The organism is Miniphocaeibacter massiliensis, from assembly GCF_900232905.1.
Classification (GTDB): domain Bacteria; phylum Bacillota; class Clostridia; order Tissierellales; family Peptoniphilaceae; genus Miniphocaeibacter; species Miniphocaeibacter massiliensis.
Window position 1 is genome coordinate 18,299 of record NZ_OCTQ01000002.1, and the last position, 19,332, is coordinate 37,630.

At 28.6% G+C, this 19,332-nt stretch carries 19 protein-coding genes; 4 read left to right on the forward strand and 15 right to left on the reverse strand.

The features are described 5' to 3' along the window. Nucleotides 1-39: 39 nt before the first annotated feature. The 10 genes from CS899_RS04150 to CS899_RS04195 all read right to left on the reverse strand — a co-directional run bounded on the left by CS899_RS04150 (nucleotide 40) and on the right by CS899_RS04195 (nucleotide 8,096). The gene (locus CS899_RS04150; protein WP_099203709.1) at nucleotides 40-525 is read right to left on the reverse strand and encodes a DUF5673 domain-containing protein; all 486 of its coding nucleotides are present in this window, start codon (nucleotides 523-525) and stop codon (nucleotides 40-42) included. Continuing rightward, nucleotides 526-2,451 carry an ATP-dependent zinc metalloprotease FtsH gene (ftsH, locus tag CS899_RS04155; protein ID WP_099203710.1) on the reverse strand — a complete coding sequence of 642 codons (1,926 nt, stop codon included), beginning with the start codon at nucleotides 2,449-2,451 and terminating at the stop codon, nucleotides 526-528. It lies immediately after the preceding gene. A gap of 21 nt (nucleotides 2,452-2,472) precedes the next feature. Next, nucleotides 2,473-3,021 (reverse strand): hypoxanthine phosphoribosyltransferase, encoded by a 549-nt coding sequence (hpt, locus tag CS899_RS04160; protein WP_099203711.1) that lies wholly within the window; start codon nucleotides 3,019-3,021, stop codon nucleotides 2,473-2,475. Beyond that, on the reverse strand, nucleotides 3,014-4,366 hold the full coding sequence (tilS, locus tag CS899_RS04165; protein WP_099203712.1) for a tRNA lysidine(34) synthetase TilS: 1,353 nt from the start codon (nucleotides 4,364-4,366) through the stop codon (nucleotides 3,014-3,016). Before tilS ends, hpt begins: the two co-directional genes overlap by 8 nt. A gap of 35 nt (nucleotides 4,367-4,401) precedes the next feature. Next, nucleotides 4,402-4,806: a S1 RNA-binding domain-containing protein gene (locus CS899_RS04170; RefSeq protein ID WP_099203713.1), complete on the reverse strand. Its 405-nt coding sequence runs from the start codon at nucleotides 4,804-4,806 to the stop codon at nucleotides 4,402-4,404. Nucleotides 4,807-4,909: 103 nt separating this feature from the next. Next, nucleotides 4,910-5,233: an FtsB family cell division protein gene (locus CS899_RS04175; protein ID WP_099203714.1), complete on the reverse strand. Its 324-nt coding sequence runs from the start codon at nucleotides 5,231-5,233 to the stop codon at nucleotides 4,910-4,912. Between the two features lie 3 nt (nucleotides 5,234-5,236). Continuing rightward, entirely contained in the window at nucleotides 5,237-5,479 is a 243-nt protein-coding gene (locus CS899_RS04180; RefSeq protein WP_099203715.1) for an RNA-binding S4 domain-containing protein, read from the reverse strand. 45 nt (nucleotides 5,480-5,524) lie between these two features. Beyond that, on the reverse strand, nucleotides 5,525-6,622 hold the full coding sequence (locus CS899_RS04185) for an HAD-IA family hydrolase (protein WP_100064908.1): 1,098 nt from the start codon (nucleotides 6,620-6,622) through the stop codon (nucleotides 5,525-5,527). A gap of 56 nt (nucleotides 6,623-6,678) precedes the next feature. Further along, on the reverse strand, nucleotides 6,679-7,596 hold the full coding sequence (locus CS899_RS04190; RefSeq protein WP_100064909.1) for a TDT family transporter: 918 nt from the start codon (nucleotides 7,594-7,596) through the stop codon (nucleotides 6,679-6,681). Then, entirely contained in the window at nucleotides 7,590-8,096 is a 507-nt protein-coding gene (locus CS899_RS04195) for a C-GCAxxG-C-C family protein (RefSeq protein ID WP_100064910.1), read from the reverse strand. The genes CS899_RS04190 and CS899_RS04195 overlap by 7 nt, the downstream gene beginning before the upstream one ends. Before the next feature lie 145 nt (nucleotides 8,097-8,241). On the opposite strand from CS899_RS04195, the gene CS899_RS04200 reads away from it, so the two are divergent. Further along, nucleotides 8,242-10,164 carry a bifunctional metallophosphatase/5'-nucleotidase gene (locus CS899_RS04200; RefSeq protein WP_100064911.1) on the forward strand — a complete coding sequence of 641 codons (1,923 nt, stop codon included), beginning with the start codon at nucleotides 8,242-8,244 and terminating at the stop codon, nucleotides 10,162-10,164. Between the two features lie 6 nt (nucleotides 10,165-10,170). Here CS899_RS04200 and rpiB read toward each other — a convergent pair whose 3' ends face one another. The 4 genes from rpiB to CS899_RS04220 are packed head-to-tail and all read right to left on the reverse strand — an operon-like array spanning nucleotide 10,171 to nucleotide 16,872. Next, nucleotides 10,171-10,620, reverse strand: coding sequence for a ribose 5-phosphate isomerase B (gene rpiB, locus CS899_RS04205; RefSeq protein ID WP_100064912.1), 450 nt, complete (start codon nucleotides 10,618-10,620; stop codon nucleotides 10,171-10,173). Nucleotides 10,621-10,640: 20 nt separating this feature from the next. After that, nucleotides 10,641-12,395: a pyruvate kinase gene (gene pyk / locus CS899_RS04210; RefSeq protein WP_100064913.1), complete on the reverse strand. Its 1,755-nt coding sequence runs from the start codon at nucleotides 12,393-12,395 to the stop codon at nucleotides 10,641-10,643. Nucleotides 12,396-12,409: 14 nt separating this feature from the next. After that, nucleotides 12,410-13,369: a 6-phosphofructokinase gene (gene pfkA, locus CS899_RS04215; protein ID WP_100064914.1), complete on the reverse strand. Its 960-nt coding sequence runs from the start codon at nucleotides 13,367-13,369 to the stop codon at nucleotides 12,410-12,412. A gap of 11 nt (nucleotides 13,370-13,380) precedes the next feature. Continuing rightward, a complete protein-coding gene (locus CS899_RS04220) occupies nucleotides 13,381-16,872 on the reverse strand; it encodes a DNA polymerase III subunit alpha (RefSeq protein ID WP_100064915.1) in 3,492 nt (1,163 codons plus the stop codon). 132 nt (nucleotides 16,873-17,004) lie between these two features. On the opposite strand from CS899_RS04220, the gene CS899_RS04225 reads away from it, so the two are divergent. The 3 genes from CS899_RS04225 to CS899_RS04235 are packed head-to-tail and all read left to right on the forward strand — an operon-like array spanning nucleotide 17,005 to nucleotide 18,746. Then, nucleotides 17,005-17,322 carry a PadR family transcriptional regulator gene (locus tag CS899_RS04225; protein WP_100064916.1) on the forward strand — a complete coding sequence of 106 codons (318 nt, stop codon included), beginning with the start codon at nucleotides 17,005-17,007 and terminating at the stop codon, nucleotides 17,320-17,322. Continuing rightward, nucleotides 17,315-17,887, forward strand: coding sequence for a DUF1700 domain-containing protein (locus CS899_RS04230; protein WP_100064917.1), 573 nt, complete (start codon nucleotides 17,315-17,317; stop codon nucleotides 17,885-17,887). Before CS899_RS04225 ends, CS899_RS04230 begins: the two co-directional genes overlap by 8 nt. Continuing rightward, entirely contained in the window at nucleotides 17,877-18,746 is an 870-nt protein-coding gene (locus tag CS899_RS04235; protein ID WP_164995843.1) for a DUF4097 family beta strand repeat-containing protein, read from the forward strand. The genes CS899_RS04230 and CS899_RS04235 overlap by 11 nt, the downstream gene beginning before the upstream one ends. A 24-nt stretch (nucleotides 18,747-18,770) precedes the next feature. On the opposite strand, the gene CS899_RS04240 is transcribed toward CS899_RS04235, so the two are convergent. Next, the gene (locus CS899_RS04240; protein WP_100064919.1) at nucleotides 18,771-19,325 is read right to left on the reverse strand and encodes a DJ-1 family glyoxalase III; all 555 of its coding nucleotides are present in this window, start codon (nucleotides 19,323-19,325) and stop codon (nucleotides 18,771-18,773) included. Nucleotides 19,326-19,332 lie beyond the last annotated feature (7 nt).

Sequence of the window (19,332 nt, forward strand, 5' to 3'; positions counted from 1 at the left end):
ATGGAACTCCAATTTTGTTTATATACAATAACTACAATATTATTTTTTAACCTTATTTTTCTTCTTGTTCTTTCTATTTCTTATTATAGATAAAATATTTTCTTTATCTTCGTTTTTTATAGGTATAGATCTATATGCTTTATTTCCTGGTTTAGTTGTCTCTAGCCTTAAATTAGATGTTCTTGCATCATATGTCCATTTTTTTATTTCATTCCAGCTGTCTAGTCTACCATTATAGTAAATCCCCGTTTCATAAACTATAACTTTATCAACATATACATAAGCAAATCCCAGACCTGTAAGGATATAAATTATTCCAAAATAATCCTTGTTAACTAATGTCATCGTGCCTAAAAGAAGAAGAGCTACTACTAGTAAACCTATATATATTTTTACTTTTGGGTTATAAACTGCTAATTTCTTTCCTTCTATCGATTTTTTTACATTTACTATATTATAAAGTTGTTTCAATATAAATAGAAACATCAAAAAGTATATTATTTGAATAATTCTATTAAAATCCATCTACTCACTCTCCATCTCAGAATCACCATCTAACAAATCTTTAATATTTCTCTCTATTTCTTGTATTTCTTTTAAAGTTTTAGGTGGTTCTTCTAAATCTTTTTCTTCGCTATATTCAAAATAAATTTTTTCAAATTCCTTTGAATCAATAGTTTCTTTGTCTAATAGTACTTTTGCCAATTTGTGAAGTAAATTCACATTTTCTTTAAGAAGTTTTACACATTTTGAGAAAGCTTCATCTATAAGTCGTTTTACTTCTTTATCTATTTCATAAGCAATTTCTTCTGAGTAGTCTTTTATTCTTCCAAAATCTTTGCCCATAAATACCTCATCTTCATCAGAACCATACATTATAGGACCTAATTTTTCGCTCATTCCATACTTGGTTACCATGGCTTTGGCTATTTTAGTAGCTCTTTCTATATCATTACTTGCACCTGTAGATATATCATCTAATACTAAATATTCTGCTGCCCTTCCCCCTAAAAGAGTAATTAGTTCATGCTTCATTCCATTTTTAGTCTGATAATTTCTATCTTCTTTTGGTGAAAATGCAGTAAATCCTCCCGCTCTTCCTCTAGGTACTATTGTAACCATATGAACAGGGTCAGTATCAGGTAATAATCTTGAAACTATTGCATGTCCTGCTTCATGATAAGCAGTTAAAACTCTTTCTTTCTCAACTACAACAGCTGATTTTTTCTCAGGTCCTGCTACCACTTTTATAGCTGCTTCTTCAAATATCCATTTAGGTATAGATTTCAAATTATTTCTAGCACTTAACAGCGCTGCTTCATTACACAAATTTTCCAAGTCTGCTGGTGTAAATCCAGAAGTAGTCTTAGCAATTGCTTTTAAATCTACATCTGGATCCATTTTTTTATTCCTAGTATGAACTAATAAAATTGCTTCCCTTTCTCTTACATCTGGTATTCCTACAAATACTTGTCTATCAAATCTTCCAGGTCTCAAAATCGCAGGATCCAATATATCTGGTCTATTTGTTGCTGCCATTACTATAATTCCTTCGTTTTTCCCAAACCCATCCATTTCTACAAGTAGCTGATTTAAAGTTTGTTCTCTTTCATCATGGCCACCACCCATGCCCGCTCCTCTTTTTCTTCCAACAGCATCTATCTCATCTATAAATATAATACAAGGTGAATCTTTTTTTGCATCTTTAAACAAATCTCTAACCCTTGATGCTCCAACACCTACGTACATCTCAACAAAATCTGAACCTGAAATGCTATAAAACGGAACTTTAGCTTCACCTGCAACAGCTTTTGACAAATAAGTCTTTCCTGTTCCTGGTGGTCCTACAAGTAATATTCCTTTAGGTATTCTAGCTCCTATATCGACATATTTTTTTGGATTTTTTAAGAAATCCACTATTTCCGAAAGCTCCTCTTTCTCTTCTTTAAGACCTGCTACATCACTAAATGTAACGGGATTTGCTTCATCTTTTATTAGTTTAGCTCTGTTTTTACCAAAATTCATTGTAGAGCTTCCACCTTTATTCTGATTTTGAGACATAATTACATACCAAAATACTCCTATAATAACTATGGTTAACATCGTTGGTAAAATAAATGATAGCAAACTTCCTTCTGTTTTTGGAGACATTGAAAAAGTTAATTCTTCATTCTCAATTGGATCTTTTAAATAATTATCATAAAAACCCTCTTGTAAATTACCAGAAATATAAACCTCAAAATTGGTTTTGTCTTTATCTTTTAAAACCCCTATATATTTTCCATCTTCCTCTGTAATTTCTTTTACTTTAGTTGTCTCTATATATTTTATAAATTCATTTACAGTAATTTCTTTGCTATTAGTAATATTTCTATTTAAAAATGTCATTAACAAAGCAATAATTATTATTGGTCCTATATAATAAAATATACTTTTATAATTTTTTCTCAAATTTTATCCTCCGTAACTATATTAAGAATATACTTCCTCTTTCAATGATGCTACAAATGGTAAATTCCTATATTTTTGGTCATAATCTAAACCATATCCTACTACAAATTCATCAGGAATTTCAAAGCCTATAAAATCAACATTTACATCTTCTTTTCTTCTCTCTGGCTTGTCTAAAAGAGTCGCTATCCTAACGCTTTTAGCCCCTCTTTCCTTTAAATTTTTAGTCAAATATTTTAACGTTAATCCAGTATCTATAATATCTTCAACTATTAAAATATTTTTTCCCTTTATATCTTCTTCTAAGTCTTTTAGTATTCTAACTACTCCTGATGATACAGAAGAACTACCATAACTTGAAACAGCCATATAATCTGTATGCAAATCTAAGTCTAATCTTAAAATTAATTCCGCCATAAATATTACAGCACCTCTTAAAATTCCTACAACTACTAAATCATCTTCATCATTTTTATAAACTTCATATATCTCTTTAGATAACTCTTCTAGCCTTGCATCAATTTCTGATTCAGAAACTAAAATTTCTTTAAAATTATTTCTATTATTCATACTTTTTCCTCTCAAATGATATTTTAACTACTTTTTTTAATTCAGAATTTATCTTATATAGGCTACTTCTTCTTATGCCTAAAACCCAATATATTTCTTTGTTGCTTGCCAATATAGGAATTTTATCTCTTATATACTTATCTACTTTTTTATCAATAAATATATCTTTGATTTTTTTTGTAAATCCATCTAATTTTATACTGTCTCCTTCTTTTCTCTTCCTAAAGTATAAGTTTAATTCTAATATTTCAGGATTAAAATATGAAACATTTCTTGAAAATTTAATATTTTCATTATCTACAAGTTCTACTTTTATAGTATAATCTTCTAATTCTATTATTTTCCCTATTTTTACTAATATTCTGTCATTAACAACTTCTTCTACCTTATCTCTAAAGAAAAGTTTACCATCATAATTGTAAATTCTATAATTTTTTATTTCAAATGATGCATTGCTTTTTTCTAAAAGTTTCAATATTGTTTCTACATTAAAATAAGATAAATCTTTTCTATTTCCATTTAACCTTTCATATACTTCAAATATTATGTTTCTTTGAATGGCTTTATGACATTTCTTCATATCTTCTATTTTTATAAAATATGCTTTCCCTACTTTTTTTATAATATCTAGATTATGAATATAATCATTAATAAAATTTTGTTCTTCTTTTATTATATTAGACATGTTCCAAGTAGTATTAACAATATTTGGATTGAAATTCTTTACTAAATATGGAATTACATCATTTCTTACTTGGTTTCTTTTATAATCATTTTCATAATTTGTTTCATCTATAACATAGTTAATATCTTTTCTATTTAGGTATTCTAATATTTCAGATTTTGCAACACATAATATTGGTCTTATTATATTGTCATTTTTTTCCTTTATTCCAATAAGTCCATTTGTTCCGCTACCTCTAATAAAATTCATTATTACTGTTTCTACTGAATCATCTTTATGATGTCCAACTGCAATTTTAGAATTATTTCCAAGTTTAATAGCTTCCTTTTTCAAAATACCATATCGTACCTGTCTCCCAGCATCTTCTAGAGATAATCTATTCTCTTTTGCATAATTTGGTACATCAATTTTATATGACTTAAATTTTATACCCAATTTTTCTGCCATTTTTTTTGAAAATAACTCATCTTTTACTGCTTCTTTTCTTATAGAATGATTTATATGTATTGCCAATAACTCCAATTTATATTCTAATCTTATTTCATTCAAAATATGCAATAAAAAAACTGAGTCAGGTCCTCCTGAAAATCCCAACACTATTTTATCATTAACTTCTATTAAATTGTTTGTTTTTATAAACTCAATAATTTTTGTTTTCATAATTTAAAAAAATAAAACCGGAATAATCCGGTTTATTAATAACTTTTTGATTTACGATGTCCTGCTTTTTTCTTATTTTCTCTAGCTCTAATAGAAACATATCTTTCATTGCTATCTTTAAGGAATTTTGACATTTTATCTTCAAAAGACAAACCATCGCTCTCTTTTTCCTCTTTTCCCCAATCTAATTCTTCAGGCTTTTTTATTTTAGGCATAGCTGCCTTTATTGAAAGCCCTACTTTCCCATCTTGTGCTGATAAAACCTTTACCTTTACAATATCATCTTTTTTTATAAAATCTTCTACTTTTTCTACATAGTCGTTTGATATTTCAGATATATGTACTAAACCATTACTTCCTCCTGGCAAGGATACAAATGCACCAAACTTAGTAATACCAGTTACTTTGCCTTCTAAAATATCTCCTACTGAAATTGACATAAAATACTACTTCCTCCTAAAATGTTCTACAAGATTGATTATATTCGAAAGTATATTTTATGTCAATAAAATGTCTATTTTACAATACTCAATCTTTATTTAACTATTTTTTTTCTTTAATTATATACTCTTTTGCTTTTACCATTCCTAGTTTTTCTCTGGCTACTTCTTCTGCAAACTCAATAGATTCTCTATTTTCATATTTTTTTTCAAGAGAATTAATTTCTTTCTTAATAGACTCCTTTTGGGTAATCAATTCATTTAGTTGATTATTTGTTCTATTGTATTCTATTTTATTTCTAGCTAAAGTGAATGTAAAATATAACATTGATATTAAAACAAGTACCACTGCAAAATTTACAAATCTTCTATTATTTGCTACTTTTCTTTTATTCGATATCTTTCTTTGTCTAATATTTTGCTCCATATTTTACTCCATTTTTTCTATCATATCTGCTGCCTGCTCTTTTTTAGGATTATCTATAATTTCTTTTACAATTACTTTTAACTCTCCATTTCCAAATCTAACTTCAATAATATCTCCTATTTTTACAATATCTCCTGATTTGGCTAATTTTCCATTTATAGATACTCTTTTTCCATCACAAGCTTCCTTTGCAATAGTCCTTCTTTTTATTATCCTAGAATTTTTCAAGAATTTGTCAATCCTCATTAAGTACACCTCGATTTAAGTATAACATAATACATAAATATTTTACTATATATTTTTAATCATATCATAATGTATGGTCTTTGTTGGCTCCAAGATATATTTCTCTGAAGAAATTTTATATCCTAATTTTTCATAAAAGCCTACTTTCTTTTCTCTAGCTTTTAAAATAACTTTTTTATACCCTAAAGACTTACAAAGTATTTCCCCCGATTTCATTATAGATTTTCCAAGGCCGTTATTTCTATGATTTTCTTCTACTACCACTGCTTTAATTTGTGCAGTATCGTCAAATTTCGTTTTGGATATTTTAATTGAAGAAATAATATTATCGTCATCAAAAATACCTAAATGTAAATCATCTTTTTCAAAACTCAAATCTTCATTAAAAATATTAAGCCCGAATTCTTTTCTAAGACCATTATTTCTTAAAAACAAGCTCTTTACATAATCCTTAGACCCATGGTTAAATATCTTATAATTATATCCTGTATTATTGCTATTAATAATATCCAATACTCCTGTAATGCTATATAAATCATCTATAATAAAATCTGCTCTATCTTGATTTATATTAAATTGAAAATCTTTTTTAGCAATAACTTTCATTCCTGCTAATTTTGCTGCTTTTATTCCATAAACCGAGTCTTCTATAGCTAAACATTCCTCTGGTTTTAATCCAAGTTGTTTAGCTGTTGTTAAATATATTTCAGGGTGTGGTTTAGATTTTTCAAAATCTTCCCCACTGGAGATAATTTCAAAATATTCTCCAATTTCACACTCTTCAATCACTCTGTTAATTACATCTTTTACCGAAGATGATGCCATAGCTAATTTATAACCTAATCTTTTTAATTCTTTCAATAATGGAACGACATATGAAAATAAAATATTTTTATAGTTAAAATTATTATTTCTGTACTCCGAATCAAATCTTTTTAAAAAATCCTCTCCGTCAAAGTCATTACCATAGTACTCTCCAACCATATTCAACGAATCTGTATGTGATTTTCCTACAATTGTTTTAAAATACTCTATATCAACATTTTTCCCATCATTCTCTATCATTTTAATAAATGCATCAAAGTAAAAAATCTCACTATCTATTATTACTCCATCCATATCAAATATTATTCCTTTTATCATAAAACACCTCTTAAATTATATTATATAATTAAGATCAAATAAAAAAAAGCCATACTTTAAATTGTATGACTTTTTCTTCTCATTATCAAAAATTGTATATATCTTATTAATACATACAAAACTATACATATCGCTATTATCGTTTCTACTAAAACCAAATACTTTATAGCTACTACCCCTTTACCTATACTCATAAAGTATGCATTACTAAGTTTTATGCTTATCGCAGATATAACTAATGGGAATGTAAAACCTGCATAGCTAGGATAGAATTTCAACTTTAATAATTCTACCAGCTTAACTAATATTATTAAATATATTAGTTGCGAAATTATTACTAAAGCTGATGCTAAATATATGTTTTTTTCTTCAAATAGGCTCATATATCCTGCTGTTAACAAGGAACCCGGTGCTGCAAAAATAGTTAATAGTGGCTTTGTTGGTTCTGGCAATTCCATACTAGTAACTCTTTTAAAAACTACTGGCAATAAAATTATATATGCTACAAGTCCGAAGTAAAATGCTATTTTACCAATAGCTGGATTAAAATTTTTACCAGATACTGTCGCTATTACAATTCCTATGTAAGCAATAAACCAACTTGGAAAAACTTCTATTAGTTTAAATTTAAATACAAATTTAAAAGTAAAGTAAATCATAAAGCAAATCTGTATAAATACAGATAAATACCAAATTGCATTTGCTATATTTCCAATATAAGGTTTATAATATCCAGCTAGTAGCATTCCAGTCATGCTATAAGTGGGCATAACAGAAGCTATAACCGGATTGTTCATTTCATTTTTAAAATTATCAAATCCTGTTATTGTTTTTAATGTTACCATTACAAATATTATCGTGGCTACTGCACCAAAAATTAACCTTATATTTTCACTATAACTTTGAATTAGATTACCAGCTCCAGCTAATCCTAACATTAATCCAGATATAGGATAAGGTAATTTCTTTAACATTTTGCACCTTCTAACAAAATTTTTCCATCATCTACTAATTGTTCTGCTACCCATTCTGCTACTCTTCCAGTTATTTCTACACAATGAGCTTTTCTTTCAGGCGATTGGAAATTATCTCCCGACCATTGCCTAGTTATTACTCTACAGCATAAAGATTTGTACTCTGTCTTTACATAATCGTGCAATTCTTTTGCCTTCTCTAACATCTTAGGATTCATACTTTCTCCATGTACTCTGCCATATACCATTCCCAAAGCCATTTCTCCTCCTGAAACAGCACCACATAAACACTGTGCTTTACCAAGACCTATTGGAAATCCTGACGCTAATTTAACCACTTCATCTGGATATATTTTTCCTAAAACATCATTAATAACTTGAACTACTGCTTCTGAACAGAAAAATTCTCCCCTTTGAAAATATCCCTCTGCTTCTTCTTTTACTTGTTTTAAAAAATTTTCTTTTGAAGTATCATATTTTATTACTTTTAAATCCTCCATTAAATTCACTCCTTGATTTGATTTTCATAAAATATATTATAGCAAAAAAATGTTTGTATAAACAATATTATAAATTAGAATATTCTTTAACAATTATCTTACCTAGCAACTTGTTAATGATATACTAAAATAAGGAGGTTTTATAATGAAGTTAAAAATTTTCTTTATATCTATTTTTTTATTATTTTCTATCAATTCCGTTTCTTTAGCAAATTATGTTAAAAATGATAATACGATTAATATATTATTCACTCATGATATGCATGATCACATTGAAGGATATAATATACAAAAAGATGAAAATTTAATAAATATAGGTGGATATGAAAGACTTAATAATAAAATACAAGAATATTTAAAAAAAGATAAAGATTCTCTTGTTTTAGATGCTGGTGACTATTCTATGGGAACTTTATTTCAAACTATTTACCAAGCTGAAAATCCCAGCCTAAGGTTAATGGGAAAAATGGGTTACCATGCAACAACTATTGGGAATCACGAATTCGATTATAGAACTAAAGGTCTAACAGAAAGCTTATATGCCGCTAAAAATAGTAATGACAAACTGCCTGAAATTTTAGTATCAAATATAGATTTTAAAAATTATGAAAATGTAAATAAAAAAGATGTTAATGACTTAAAAAAATCTTTCGATAACTATGGTGTTAAAGAATATAAAGTTTTTAATAAAAAAGGCTATAAAATTGGTATTTTTGGATTAATGGGATATGAATCTATCTCTAATTCACCAATGGCTGGTGTGAATTTCGAAGACCCTATAGATTCAGCTAAAAGAATAGTAAAAAAATTAAAGGAAAAAGAAAAAGTAGATTTAATAATTTGTCTTTCACATTCTGGAACATGGGATGATAAAAGTAAATCTGAAGATGAATTAATGGCTAAAGAAGTAAAAGACATAGATCTTATCATTAGTGGACACACTCACACGACTTTAAATAAACCTATTATAATTGGAAAAACTATCATTGCTTCTAGTGGGTCATATTCTGAAAACTTAGGTATTATTGAATTAAAAAATGATTCTACAAAATGGAATGTAGAAAATTATTCCATATATCCCCTAACTAATAATGTAGATGAAGAAGTTTTAAAACCAAAAATAAATTATTTTAAAGAAAAAGTGCAAAAAGAATATTTAGATAATTTCAATCTAAAGTTTAATCAAATTTTAGCAAATAGTAAGTACAATTTTACGCCTATTAATATTCTGGAAAATGAGCATAGAGAAGATGCGCTACCAAACCTTATTACAGATTCTTATATTGAGGCTGTTAAAAATATAGAAGGTGAAAATTATGAAAAAATAACAGCAGCTATTGTTCCAAATGGTACTATTCGAAGTACTATCAATAAGGGAGAAATATCTGTTTCAGATATATTTAACATTAGCTCTTTAGGGATTGGACCAGACGAAATACCTGGGTATCCTTTAATTTCAGTATATTTAACTGGGAAAGAGCTAAAAACTGCTGCTGAAGTCGATGCATCCATTCAACCTATGATGAGTGTAGCTCAGTTATATTTTTCTGGAGCAAATTATACATTTAACCCAAACAGATTAATATTTAATAAAGTAACTGACTTTTATATTCTTGATGAAAATGGAGAACGAACAGAGGTAAATGACAACGAACTCTATAGAGTTGTAACTGGACTTTATACCGCTCAAATGCTGTCCATAGTAAAAGATGAATCATTTGGTCTAATGTCTATTGTACCTAAAGACTCTAGTGGAAATGAGATAAAAAATTTTGAAAAACATATTATCTACGACGGAGAAAAAGAATTAAAAGAATGGTACGCTTTAGCAAAATATATTGAATCGTTTGAAAAAGAAAACGGTATTTCTCAGATACCTGAAAAATATTCTAAACTTGAAAATAGAAAAGTTGTTAATAATGATAATAGTATATCTGCTATATTGTCTAAACCAAATAATATAGCAAAAACTCTGTACTCTATTATTATAATAGTTTTAATACTACTTGTACTTATAGTAAGAATATTTTTAAAAAAATTGAAAAATAGCAAAATAAAAAAAGCTTAGTTGCAACTAAGCTTTTTTCTTATTTTCATAATCTGAAATAATATTTATTCTTTTAAGATGTCTATCTCCTTGAAATTCTGCATTTATCCATTCTTTTACAATCATTTTTGCAACTTCAGTCCCTACAACTCTAGCTCCTAATGCTAGTATATTTGCATTATTGTGCTCTTTTGCCATCTTTGCAGAAAAAACTTCATTTGCGCAAGCACATCTTATACCTTTTACTTTATTTGCAGCAATTGATATGCCAATCCCTGTCCCACAAATTAAAATTCCACTATCGTATTCTCCATTGGCAACAGCTTCTGCTACTTTAATTCCATAATCTGGATAATCTGCTTTCTCACCTACTGGAACTCCCAAATCTACTATTTCATGTCCTAGACTTTTAACATATTCTATTATTATTGGTTTTAATTCCGTCCCACCATGATCACTACCTATTGCTAATTTCATACTTTCCTCCAATAAAACAATTATAATACTCTTGCTGAACCATTATATACTAATCCGGAAATTGGATCTACTGTTATTATTTGCCCATCATTTAATTTCATCATTGCACCTTCAGTTCCAACTAATGTTGTCTTTTTGAAGTGTAGTGCTACAATTGCAGCATGAGAAGTTAGACCTCCTTCTTCTACTACTATTGCTCCTGCTTTTTCAACATATTCTATTATATCTTTATCCGTGCAACTTGAAACTAGTATATCGCCTTCAGTAAACTTATCTTTTAATTCTTCAGGTGTATTTCCCTTTACCACTTTTCCTGTAACAGATTCTTTTCCTATTCCTTGACCTTTTAATAGAATTTCTCCAACAGTATGAACCTTTATTAAATTAGTAGTTCCTCCTACCCCTACTGGTACTCCTGCTGTTATAACTATTAAATCTCCTTCTTTCACAAATCCTTTATCCATTGCAGACATTATAGATCTATCTATAACCTCATCTGTTCCTGCACATGTTGCAGATTGCACAGGATATACTCCCCAAGTTAGTGCTAATCTTCTAAGAACTTCTTTATTAAAAGTTGTTGCAACTATTGGTACTAATGGTCTTATTCTAGATACTGCTTTTGGAGTTGAACCAGATGTTGTAGCTGTTATTATTGCTGTGGCTCCTAATTGAACTGACAAAGCTCTAGTCGATCTGCTAATTGCATTTGTAGTAGATGTATCCATCCACGTTGTTCTATAATTAGATGATTCTATAAATTCTTGAGATTTTTCCGTAGAATCAGCTATCTCACTCATTACCTTTACTGCCTCTATTGGATAATTTCCCGCTGCTGTTTCTCCAGATAACATTATTGCATCTGTGCCATCTAATATTGCATTTGCAACATCTGTTACTTCTGCTCTTGTAGGTCTTGGGTTTCTTATCATAGAGTCTAACATTTGTGTAGCTGTTATAACTGGTTTCCCTGCAAAACTTGTTTTCTTTATTATTTCTTTTTGAACTATTGGCATAATCTCTGTTTTTATTTCTACACCTAAGTCTCCTCTAGCTACCATTATCCCATCAGATGCCTCTATTATTTCATCTAAATTATCTACTCCTTCTTGAGATTCAATTTTAGAAATTATTTGTATATGAGAACCACCATTATCTTCCAATATCTTTCTTATATCCAAAACATCTTGTGCTTTTCTTATAAAACTTGCAGCTATAAAATCAAGACCTTGTTCAATCGCAAAAATCAAATCAGATTTATCTTTTTCAGTAATTGCTGGTAAATTTATAGTAGTATTCGGTATATTTACTCCTTTTCTACTTTTTAAAATACCATGATTCTGTACTTCTGTTATTACATCAGTATCTGTAATGTCAATGATTTTTAAATCTACTAATCCATCATCTACTAATATATGACCGCCTACCTTAACGTCTTTTGGCAAGTCTTTATATGAAACTGAAACTATTTCTTTGGTACCTTCAATATCCCTAGTTGTTAAAATAAATTTATCGCCTATTGCTAACTGAACTTGAGGTACACTAAAGTCTCCTAACCTTATTTCAGGTCCTTTAGTATCTAACATTATCGCTATAGGTAAGCCTAATTCCTCTCTAGCTTCTTTTATATTATTTATTCTAATTAAATGTTCCTCATGATCTCCATGAGAAAAATTTAATCTACAAACATTCATTCCTAATTTCATTATTTCTTTCAGAGTTTCCTTATCCTCTGAGGCTGGTCCTATAGTACATACAACTTTCGTCTTTTTCATAAACATTCTCCTATCTAAATGGATATTTCTCCTGAAATTTCATACAACTCTTCATTTAAAACTCTTTCTTTGGAAACAGCTTCCTCTATAGATACTGAAACTATTTTCCCACCAACAGTACCTAAGGCTAAATTCGACCTGCCTTCTATAAGTAACTTAACAGCTTTACTTCCCATTTCTGTGGCTAAAAGTCTATCATAGGGACAAGGACTTCCCCCTCTTTGAATATGTCCTAGTATAGTTACTTTAGTATCTACTCCTGTTATTTCCTTTATTTGTTCTTTTATTTCATAAGGTTTGCCTACACCTTCAGCTAAAACAATTATATGGTGTAGTTTCCCCCTTTTTCGCCCTCTTTTAATTTTATTTGTAATCATTTCTATATCAAGTTCTTTTTCAGGAATAATAATACTCTCTGCTCCACTTGCTACTCCAGAAAAAAGTGCTATGTCCCCACAATGCCTTCCCATTACTTCAACTATATTTGCCCTTCCATGAGATGATGATGTATCTCTTAATTTACTTATTGCATCTGAAGCTGTTTCTACAGCTGTATAAAAACCTATTGTAAAGTCTGTATATCCCATGTCATTATCTATAGTACATGGAATCCCTATTGTTTTTATTCCCATATTACTTAATTTTTCAGCACCTTTAAATGATCCATCTCCTCCTAATACTACTAATCCATCTATACCAAAGTCTTTTAAAATATTAAATCCCTTTTCTTGCCCTTTTTTAGTCTTAAATTCCTCACTTCGTGCAGAACCCAACATAGTTCCACCCCTTTGAATGATATCAGCAACTGAAGAAACATTCATTTCATAAATATTTCCATTTATCAGTCCATCATATCCAGATCTAATCCCCATTACTCTTATACCATTGAATATTGCAGTCCTAGCTATTGCTCTAATTGCAGCATTCATTCCCGGTGCATCTCCTCCACTGGTTAGCATTCCAATTGTATTCATTAAAACACCTCTTAAACTATTTTTATATTTCCAAGTCCAACATATTTTTCTAATTCTGACAATATTGATTTATTATTTACATCTACACAATATTTATCTGAAAGTTTATATGCTTTTTTGCTTTCTTCAAAATATATATTAACTATATCTCTGCCTTGTGTTCTTTCTAAAATAGACTTAATATCATCTACTAGTTTTTCATCAAATTCCTTAGGAATTTTTATAAATAGCTTCTTACTAGTATTTTCAAGATTATTTACAAGACCTTCAACTCCCTTAATACTACTAACTATTATATTAGCTCCATCTCTCTCGCTTATATTAAGTATTCCCTTCACCATAAGTACATTATCTTCTTCTACTATATTTGAATATCTTTCATACATATTTGGAAATACTGTTAATTCTATTGACCCGAATAAATCCTCAAATTTCACAAATTCCATTATCTTATTATTTTTAGTAAATTTCTTATTAACAGATTCAACTATTCCTACAATTGTTACACTTTTTTTATCCCACTTTTCCTCTACTATTAACTGATCTCCCTTTAAATCCAAAGTGCTAAAATCAGAATATTTTTCTATTAAATCCTCATATGGTCTCATAGGATGATCTGATAAGTAAATGCCTAATACTTCCTTCTCTTGTTTTAATAAGTCTTTCTTCTCATATTCTTTTTTATAAGAAATTTCTGAATTTGTTTTAACATCATCATCTTCTTTAAATAAATCAAATAAAGATGCTTGTCCTGGAATATTTTTCTTCTGTGCTGATTGAACTGAATCTATTACTGAAGAATATTCTACCATAAGTCCAGCTTTTGTTCCATCCATGGACGAAAAAGCTCCCGCTTTTATTAAACATTCAATGGCTCTTTTATTAATTGATAAAGGATTTTTCTTTACAATTCTTTCTACAAAGTCTCTAAAATTTTCGAATTCTCCTTCTTCTTTTCTTGATTCAACTATTGTATTTATCAAAGCCTCTCCTACATTTTTCACAGCTGACAATCCAAATCTAATTTTTCCATTTTGAACATCAAACTTTTTAAAACTGTAGTTTACATCCGGTTGTAAAATCTCTATATTCAATCTTCTACATTCTTGAATATACAATGCAACTTGTGAAGTATTTCCCATAATTGAAGATAAAAGTGCCGCCATAAACTCAACAGGATAATAATGCTTTAACCAAGCAGTTCTCATTGCTACCAAAGAATAAGCTGCTGAATGAGATTTGTTAAAAGCATACTTAGCAAAATCTATCATTAAATCATAAATTTTATTAGCTACATCTTCAGGCACGCCATTTTTAACAGCACCTTTAGTTAATATATTCCCATTTTCCTCAATTTCACCATGAATGAATTTTTTTCTTTCAGCTTCCATTACATCCATTTTCTTTTTACCCATAGCTCTTCTTAAATTATCAGCAGCACCTAGACTATATCCTGCTAATTGCTGTACAATTTGCATAACCTGCTCTTGATAAACTATAGTACCATAAGTTACATTCAATATAGGTTCTAGTAATGGATGTAAATATCTTATTTCATCTATGTGATTTTTATTATAAATATATGTTGGTATTTCGTTCATTGGCCCTGGTCTAAAAAGTGAGTTTGCAGCAACCAAATCATCAAATTTTGTAGGTTTTAATTCCCTTAAAAAAGCTCTCATACCTGCAGATTCAAATTGAAATATTCCAAGAGTTTCTGCTACTGTAAACATCGCTAAAACTTCAGAATCATTTTCATCCATATCTTCAATAGAAATTTTCTTTTCATTATCTCTATTAACTAAATCTACGGCATCTTGAATTACTGTAAGAGTTCTAAGTCCTAAAAAATCCATTTTTAAAAGACCTAGTTCTTCAAGTTCTATCATATTGAATTGAGTAATAATAGAATCTTTGTTTCTTGCTAAAGGTACATATTCTACAACTGGTTTTTTTGAAATAACAACTCCTGCTGCATGTGTAGAGGTATGTCTTGGCATACCTTCAACTGCATTAGCAATATCAATTAAATTTTTGACTTCTTCATCACTATCATATAATTGTTTAAACTCTGGACTCATATCTAGTGCTTTATCTATTGTCATGTTAAGCATCATTGGAACTTTTTTGGCAACTTCATCAACGCGATTATATTCCATGTCTAAAACTCGTCCAACATCTCTAATTGCACCTCTAGCTGCCATCGTACCAAACGTCACTATTTGTGCAACTTTGTCTTCTCCATACTTGTCTATAACATAATCTATTACTTCTTCTCTTCTTTCATAACAAAAGTCTATATCTATATCTGGCATGGAAACTCTTTCAGGATTTAAAAATCTTTCAAAAAGTAAATCATATTTTAAAGGATCAATATCTGTAATTCCTAAAGCATAACTTACTATGCTACCAGCTGCAGATCCTCTTCCTGGACCAACTGGAATATTCTTGCTCTTAGCAAATCTAATAAAATCTGAAACTATTAAAAAATAATCTACAAATCCCATATCCTCAATAGTTTTTAATTCAAATTCCAATCTAGATTTAATTTTTTCATTAACTTCATCATATCTATTTATAAGCCCTTTAGTAGAAATTTCTCGTAAATATTCCTTATTTGTATAACCCTTTGGTATTTCAAAATAAGGTAAATGAAGAGTTCCAAAATCTAATTCTACATTACATCTTTCAGCTATTTTATTTGTATTTTCAAGTGCTTCTTCATATCCTTCAAAAAGCTCATACATTTCACTTGCTGTTCTTAAATAGAACTCTCCTGGAGCGTAATGCATTCCACCTTCATTTTTTTCTTGAATCGTTTTTCCTAGCTGAATACATAATAAAATATCATGTATCCTCCAGTCGTCTTTTTTTATATAATGAATATCATTGGTAGCAACCATAGGTATTCCTGTTTCTTTAGACAACTTTGGCATTTTTTCTAAAATTATTTTATCTTGTTCCATACCATGATTTTGTAATTCTAAGAAAAAATTACCTTTCCCAAAAATATCTTCTAACTCCAAAGCGATTTTTTTCGCCTTATCATAGTCATCATATACTAAATTTTCTGAAACTTCGCCCTTTAAACAGGCACTTAAAGCAATAATACCTTCACTATATTGTCTTAAAATATCTTTATCTACCCTCGGTTTATAATAAAAACCATTAATATATCCTAATGATACTATTTCCATTAGATTTTTATATCCTACTTGGTTTTCTGCAAATAGGATTAAATGGTTATATCTTTTATTTGCATTTGTTTTTTCTAAATACGAATTGTTAACAGTATATATTTCACAACCAATTATTGGTTTAATTCCTCTTTTTTTAGCTTCTTTATAAAATTGAACTACTCCAAACATTGACCCATGATCTGTAATTGCCATTGATTTCATATTCAATTCTTTTGCATAGTCTAAAAGTTTTTTTATTGGACTAAATCCATCTAACAAACTATATTCTGTATGAACGTGTAAATGTGTAAATTCTCTATTCATGATGTACCTCTCTAAACTAACATTTTACCATATATTACTAGTTTAATAAATTATCCACTTTGCTTCAACCAATATGTATTGACAACTAATATTATACTATGTATAATATTATTAAAGTTAAAGGAGGTTATTATGTTATTTCAATATGGAAATCAAGTTTTAGATTTCTGTGTTCTTGCTATACTTGATAATAATGATTCTTATGGGTATGAAATTACACAGAAAATTCTACAAACAATAGATATATCTGAATCTACAATGTATCCTGTTCTTAGAAGATTAAAAAAATATAATCATCTTGAAACATATGATGTTCCCTATCAAGGTCGTAATCGTAGATATTATAGAATAACTGATAGTGGAAAAGAATTATTAAAGGAATACAAGGAAGATTGGAATGTATATAAATCAAAAATAGATTATATTATCGAGGAGGAAAACAATGAATAGACTTTCTTTCAAAATAGCTCTTGAAAATCGTCTAAGAGATGTATATGAAGAAGATAAAAAAGAAGCTTTAGAATATTATAATGAGTTATTTGATGATATGGGATTATCTGACAATGATGAAATCCCTGAAGAATACCAAAATATAGAAAAAATAATAAAAGATATAAAAAAAGACGCTCGAATTAACAGAGTAATAGAACAATCAAAAAATGACAATAATCTTTTAAGAAATATTTTAATAATTATAGGTGCTATTTTTGCATCCATATTTGTTAGTCCATTTGCTATAGGAATGCTGGGTTTAGTTCTCGGATTGTTTTTTGGATTCATCGGTCTTTTTATTGGGTTAATAGGTGGTACTATTGGCATAATCTTTGGAATTGTTAATTATTCTATTTCATATAATACATTTCCTTTAGGAATGTTCGGATTGCTATTGATCTTAATAGGATTGACTATACTTTCATTTATTTTTGTAAAGTTTATAATTATTAAAATAAAAAATTTCGTTGTAAACAAATTAAATGAAAGAAAATCGAGAAAGGAAAATAAATATGAAAAATAAAAAAACTATAATATTTGCTTCTATATTAATCTTTCTTGGAGTAATAATATGTTTTATAGCCTTTGGCATTTCTGGATGGAAGACTTTTAACTATAATACTAAGTATGGTTCTATTGGTTTTGGACATTACAAATTTTCTCATATTGAAGGAGAAATTATAGAAAAAAGTGGTTTACAAACTTTAGAAGAATTTAATAAAATTGGTATTGATTTGAATTATGCTGATTTAATTATAAAATCATCTGATAATGAAGATTATAAAATTGAAGTGAATTATAAAAATAAAAATAGCAAAGTTGCTTATGATGTTAAAAATAAAGTTTTAAATATTGAAGATACTTATCATAAAAATTTTAGACATAGGAACAATAGAAACGAAATAATAGTTTATATACCGAATTCTGTTGAAATAGAAAGTTTTCAATCTTACTGTGATTATGGAGAAATCACAATTGAAAAATTAAACTCAAAAAATATTGAAATAGAAAATAATATGGGTTCAGTCAATATATCTGATTCTAAACTTACAAATTTAGAAATAGATTTAGATATGGGAGATTTTACAGCTACTAGTACTATTTTTACTAACTTAGATCTTGAAAGTAATATGGGCTCTGTCGAAATAAATGGTCAAATATTTGGCTCTAATGAATTATCTATGGATATGGGTGAGTTAATATTAAACCTTAATCAATCAAAAGAAAATACCAAGTTAATTGCTGAATCTGATATAGGTTCTATTACAATAGATGGCACAACTAGCTCTGGATTGTCTACAGAACAAATAATTAATCCCAACGGAAAAGAAATTATTAACTTAGAATCGAATATAGGTTCAATAGAAATAAACTTCAAATAAAAAAGCTGTGTATATCACAGCTTTTTAATATTTTTTATATAATATTTCATTTTTCAATTTTTTAACATCTTCTCGTTCTAACAAATATCTCACAACTTTGAATGCTAATTTCTGAGCATATGCCGGGCCTGGTGCTGTAATTATATTTCCATCTGTTATACTAGATTGCTTTACAAATTTTGCTCTAAATATTTTTTCTTCTATACCGGGGTAGCAAGTGTAAACTTTCCCTTCTAAAACTCCTGCTTCATACAAAACTAATGGTCCTGCACAAATTGCCGCTATAAGTTTATTTTGAGAATTCATTTTTTCTAACACTTCTAAAACTTTTTCATTTGCTATAAGATTTTCTACTCCTTTTAATCCACCTGGAACTATAACGGCATCAACATCTTTTAATTCTATATCTTCTATAAATTCTTCAGCTTTAAATCTAATATTATGAGCACCTGTAATAGATAATCCATCATTAGCAGATACCATATCTACTTCAATTCCTGCTCTTCTCAAATAATCAACTTGAGTTAAAGCTTCTACCTCTTCTACTCCATCTGCCAACAAAACAATTACCTTTTTCATGATTTCC

Coding starts and splice junctions, on each gene's coding strand:
- CS899_RS04150 (WP_099203709.1), bottom strand. CDS start 525: ATGGATTTTAATAGAATTATTCAAATAATATACTTTTTGATGTTTCTA.
- hpt (WP_099203711.1), bottom strand. CDS start 3,021: ATGAATAATAGAAATAATTTTAAAGAAATTTTAGTTTCTGAATCAGAA.
- tilS (WP_099203712.1), bottom strand. CDS start 4,366: ATGAAAACAAAAATTATTGAGTTTATAAAAACAAACAATTTAATAGAA.
- CS899_RS04170 (WP_099203713.1), bottom strand. CDS start 4,806: ATGTCAATTTCAGTAGGAGATATTTTAGAAGGCAAAGTAACTGGTATT.
- CS899_RS04175 (WP_099203714.1), bottom strand. CDS start 5,233: ATGGAGCAAAATATTAGACAAAGAAAGATATCGAATAAAAGAAAAGTA.
- CS899_RS04180 (WP_099203715.1), bottom strand. CDS start 5,479: ATGAGGATTGACAAATTCTTGAAAAATTCTAGGATAATAAAAAGAAGG.
- CS899_RS04185 (WP_100064908.1), bottom strand. CDS start 6,622: ATGATAAAAGGAATAATATTTGATATGGATGGAGTAATAATAGATAGT.
- CS899_RS04190 (WP_100064909.1), bottom strand. CDS start 7,596: ATGTTAAAGAAATTACCTTATCCTATATCTGGATTAATGTTAGGATTA.
- CS899_RS04195 (WP_100064910.1), bottom strand. CDS start 8,096: ATGGAGGATTTAAAAGTAATAAAATATGATACTTCAAAAGAAAATTTT.
- CS899_RS04200 (WP_100064911.1), top strand. CDS start 8,242: ATGAAGTTAAAAATTTTCTTTATATCTATTTTTTTATTATTTTCTATC.
- rpiB (WP_100064912.1), bottom strand. CDS start 10,620: ATGAAATTAGCAATAGGTAGTGATCATGGTGGGACGGAATTAAAACCA.
- pyk (WP_100064913.1), bottom strand. CDS start 12,395: ATGAAAAAGACGAAAGTTGTATGTACTATAGGACCAGCCTCAGAGGAT.
- pfkA (WP_100064914.1), bottom strand. CDS start 13,369: ATGAATACAATTGGAATGCTAACCAGTGGAGGAGATGCACCGGGAATG.
- CS899_RS04220 (WP_100064915.1), bottom strand. CDS start 16,872: ATGAATAGAGAATTTACACATTTACACGTTCATACAGAATATAGTTTG.
- CS899_RS04225 (WP_100064916.1), top strand. CDS start 17,005: ATGTTATTTCAATATGGAAATCAAGTTTTAGATTTCTGTGTTCTTGCT.
- CS899_RS04230 (WP_100064917.1), top strand. CDS start 17,315: ATGAATAGACTTTCTTTCAAAATAGCTCTTGAAAATCGTCTAAGAGAT.
- CS899_RS04235 (WP_164995843.1), top strand. CDS start 17,877: ATGAAAAATAAAAAAACTATAATATTTGCTTCTATATTAATCTTTCTT.
- CS899_RS04240 (WP_100064919.1), bottom strand. CDS start 19,325: ATGAAAAAGGTAATTGTTTTGTTGGCAGATGGAGTAGAAGAGGTAGAA.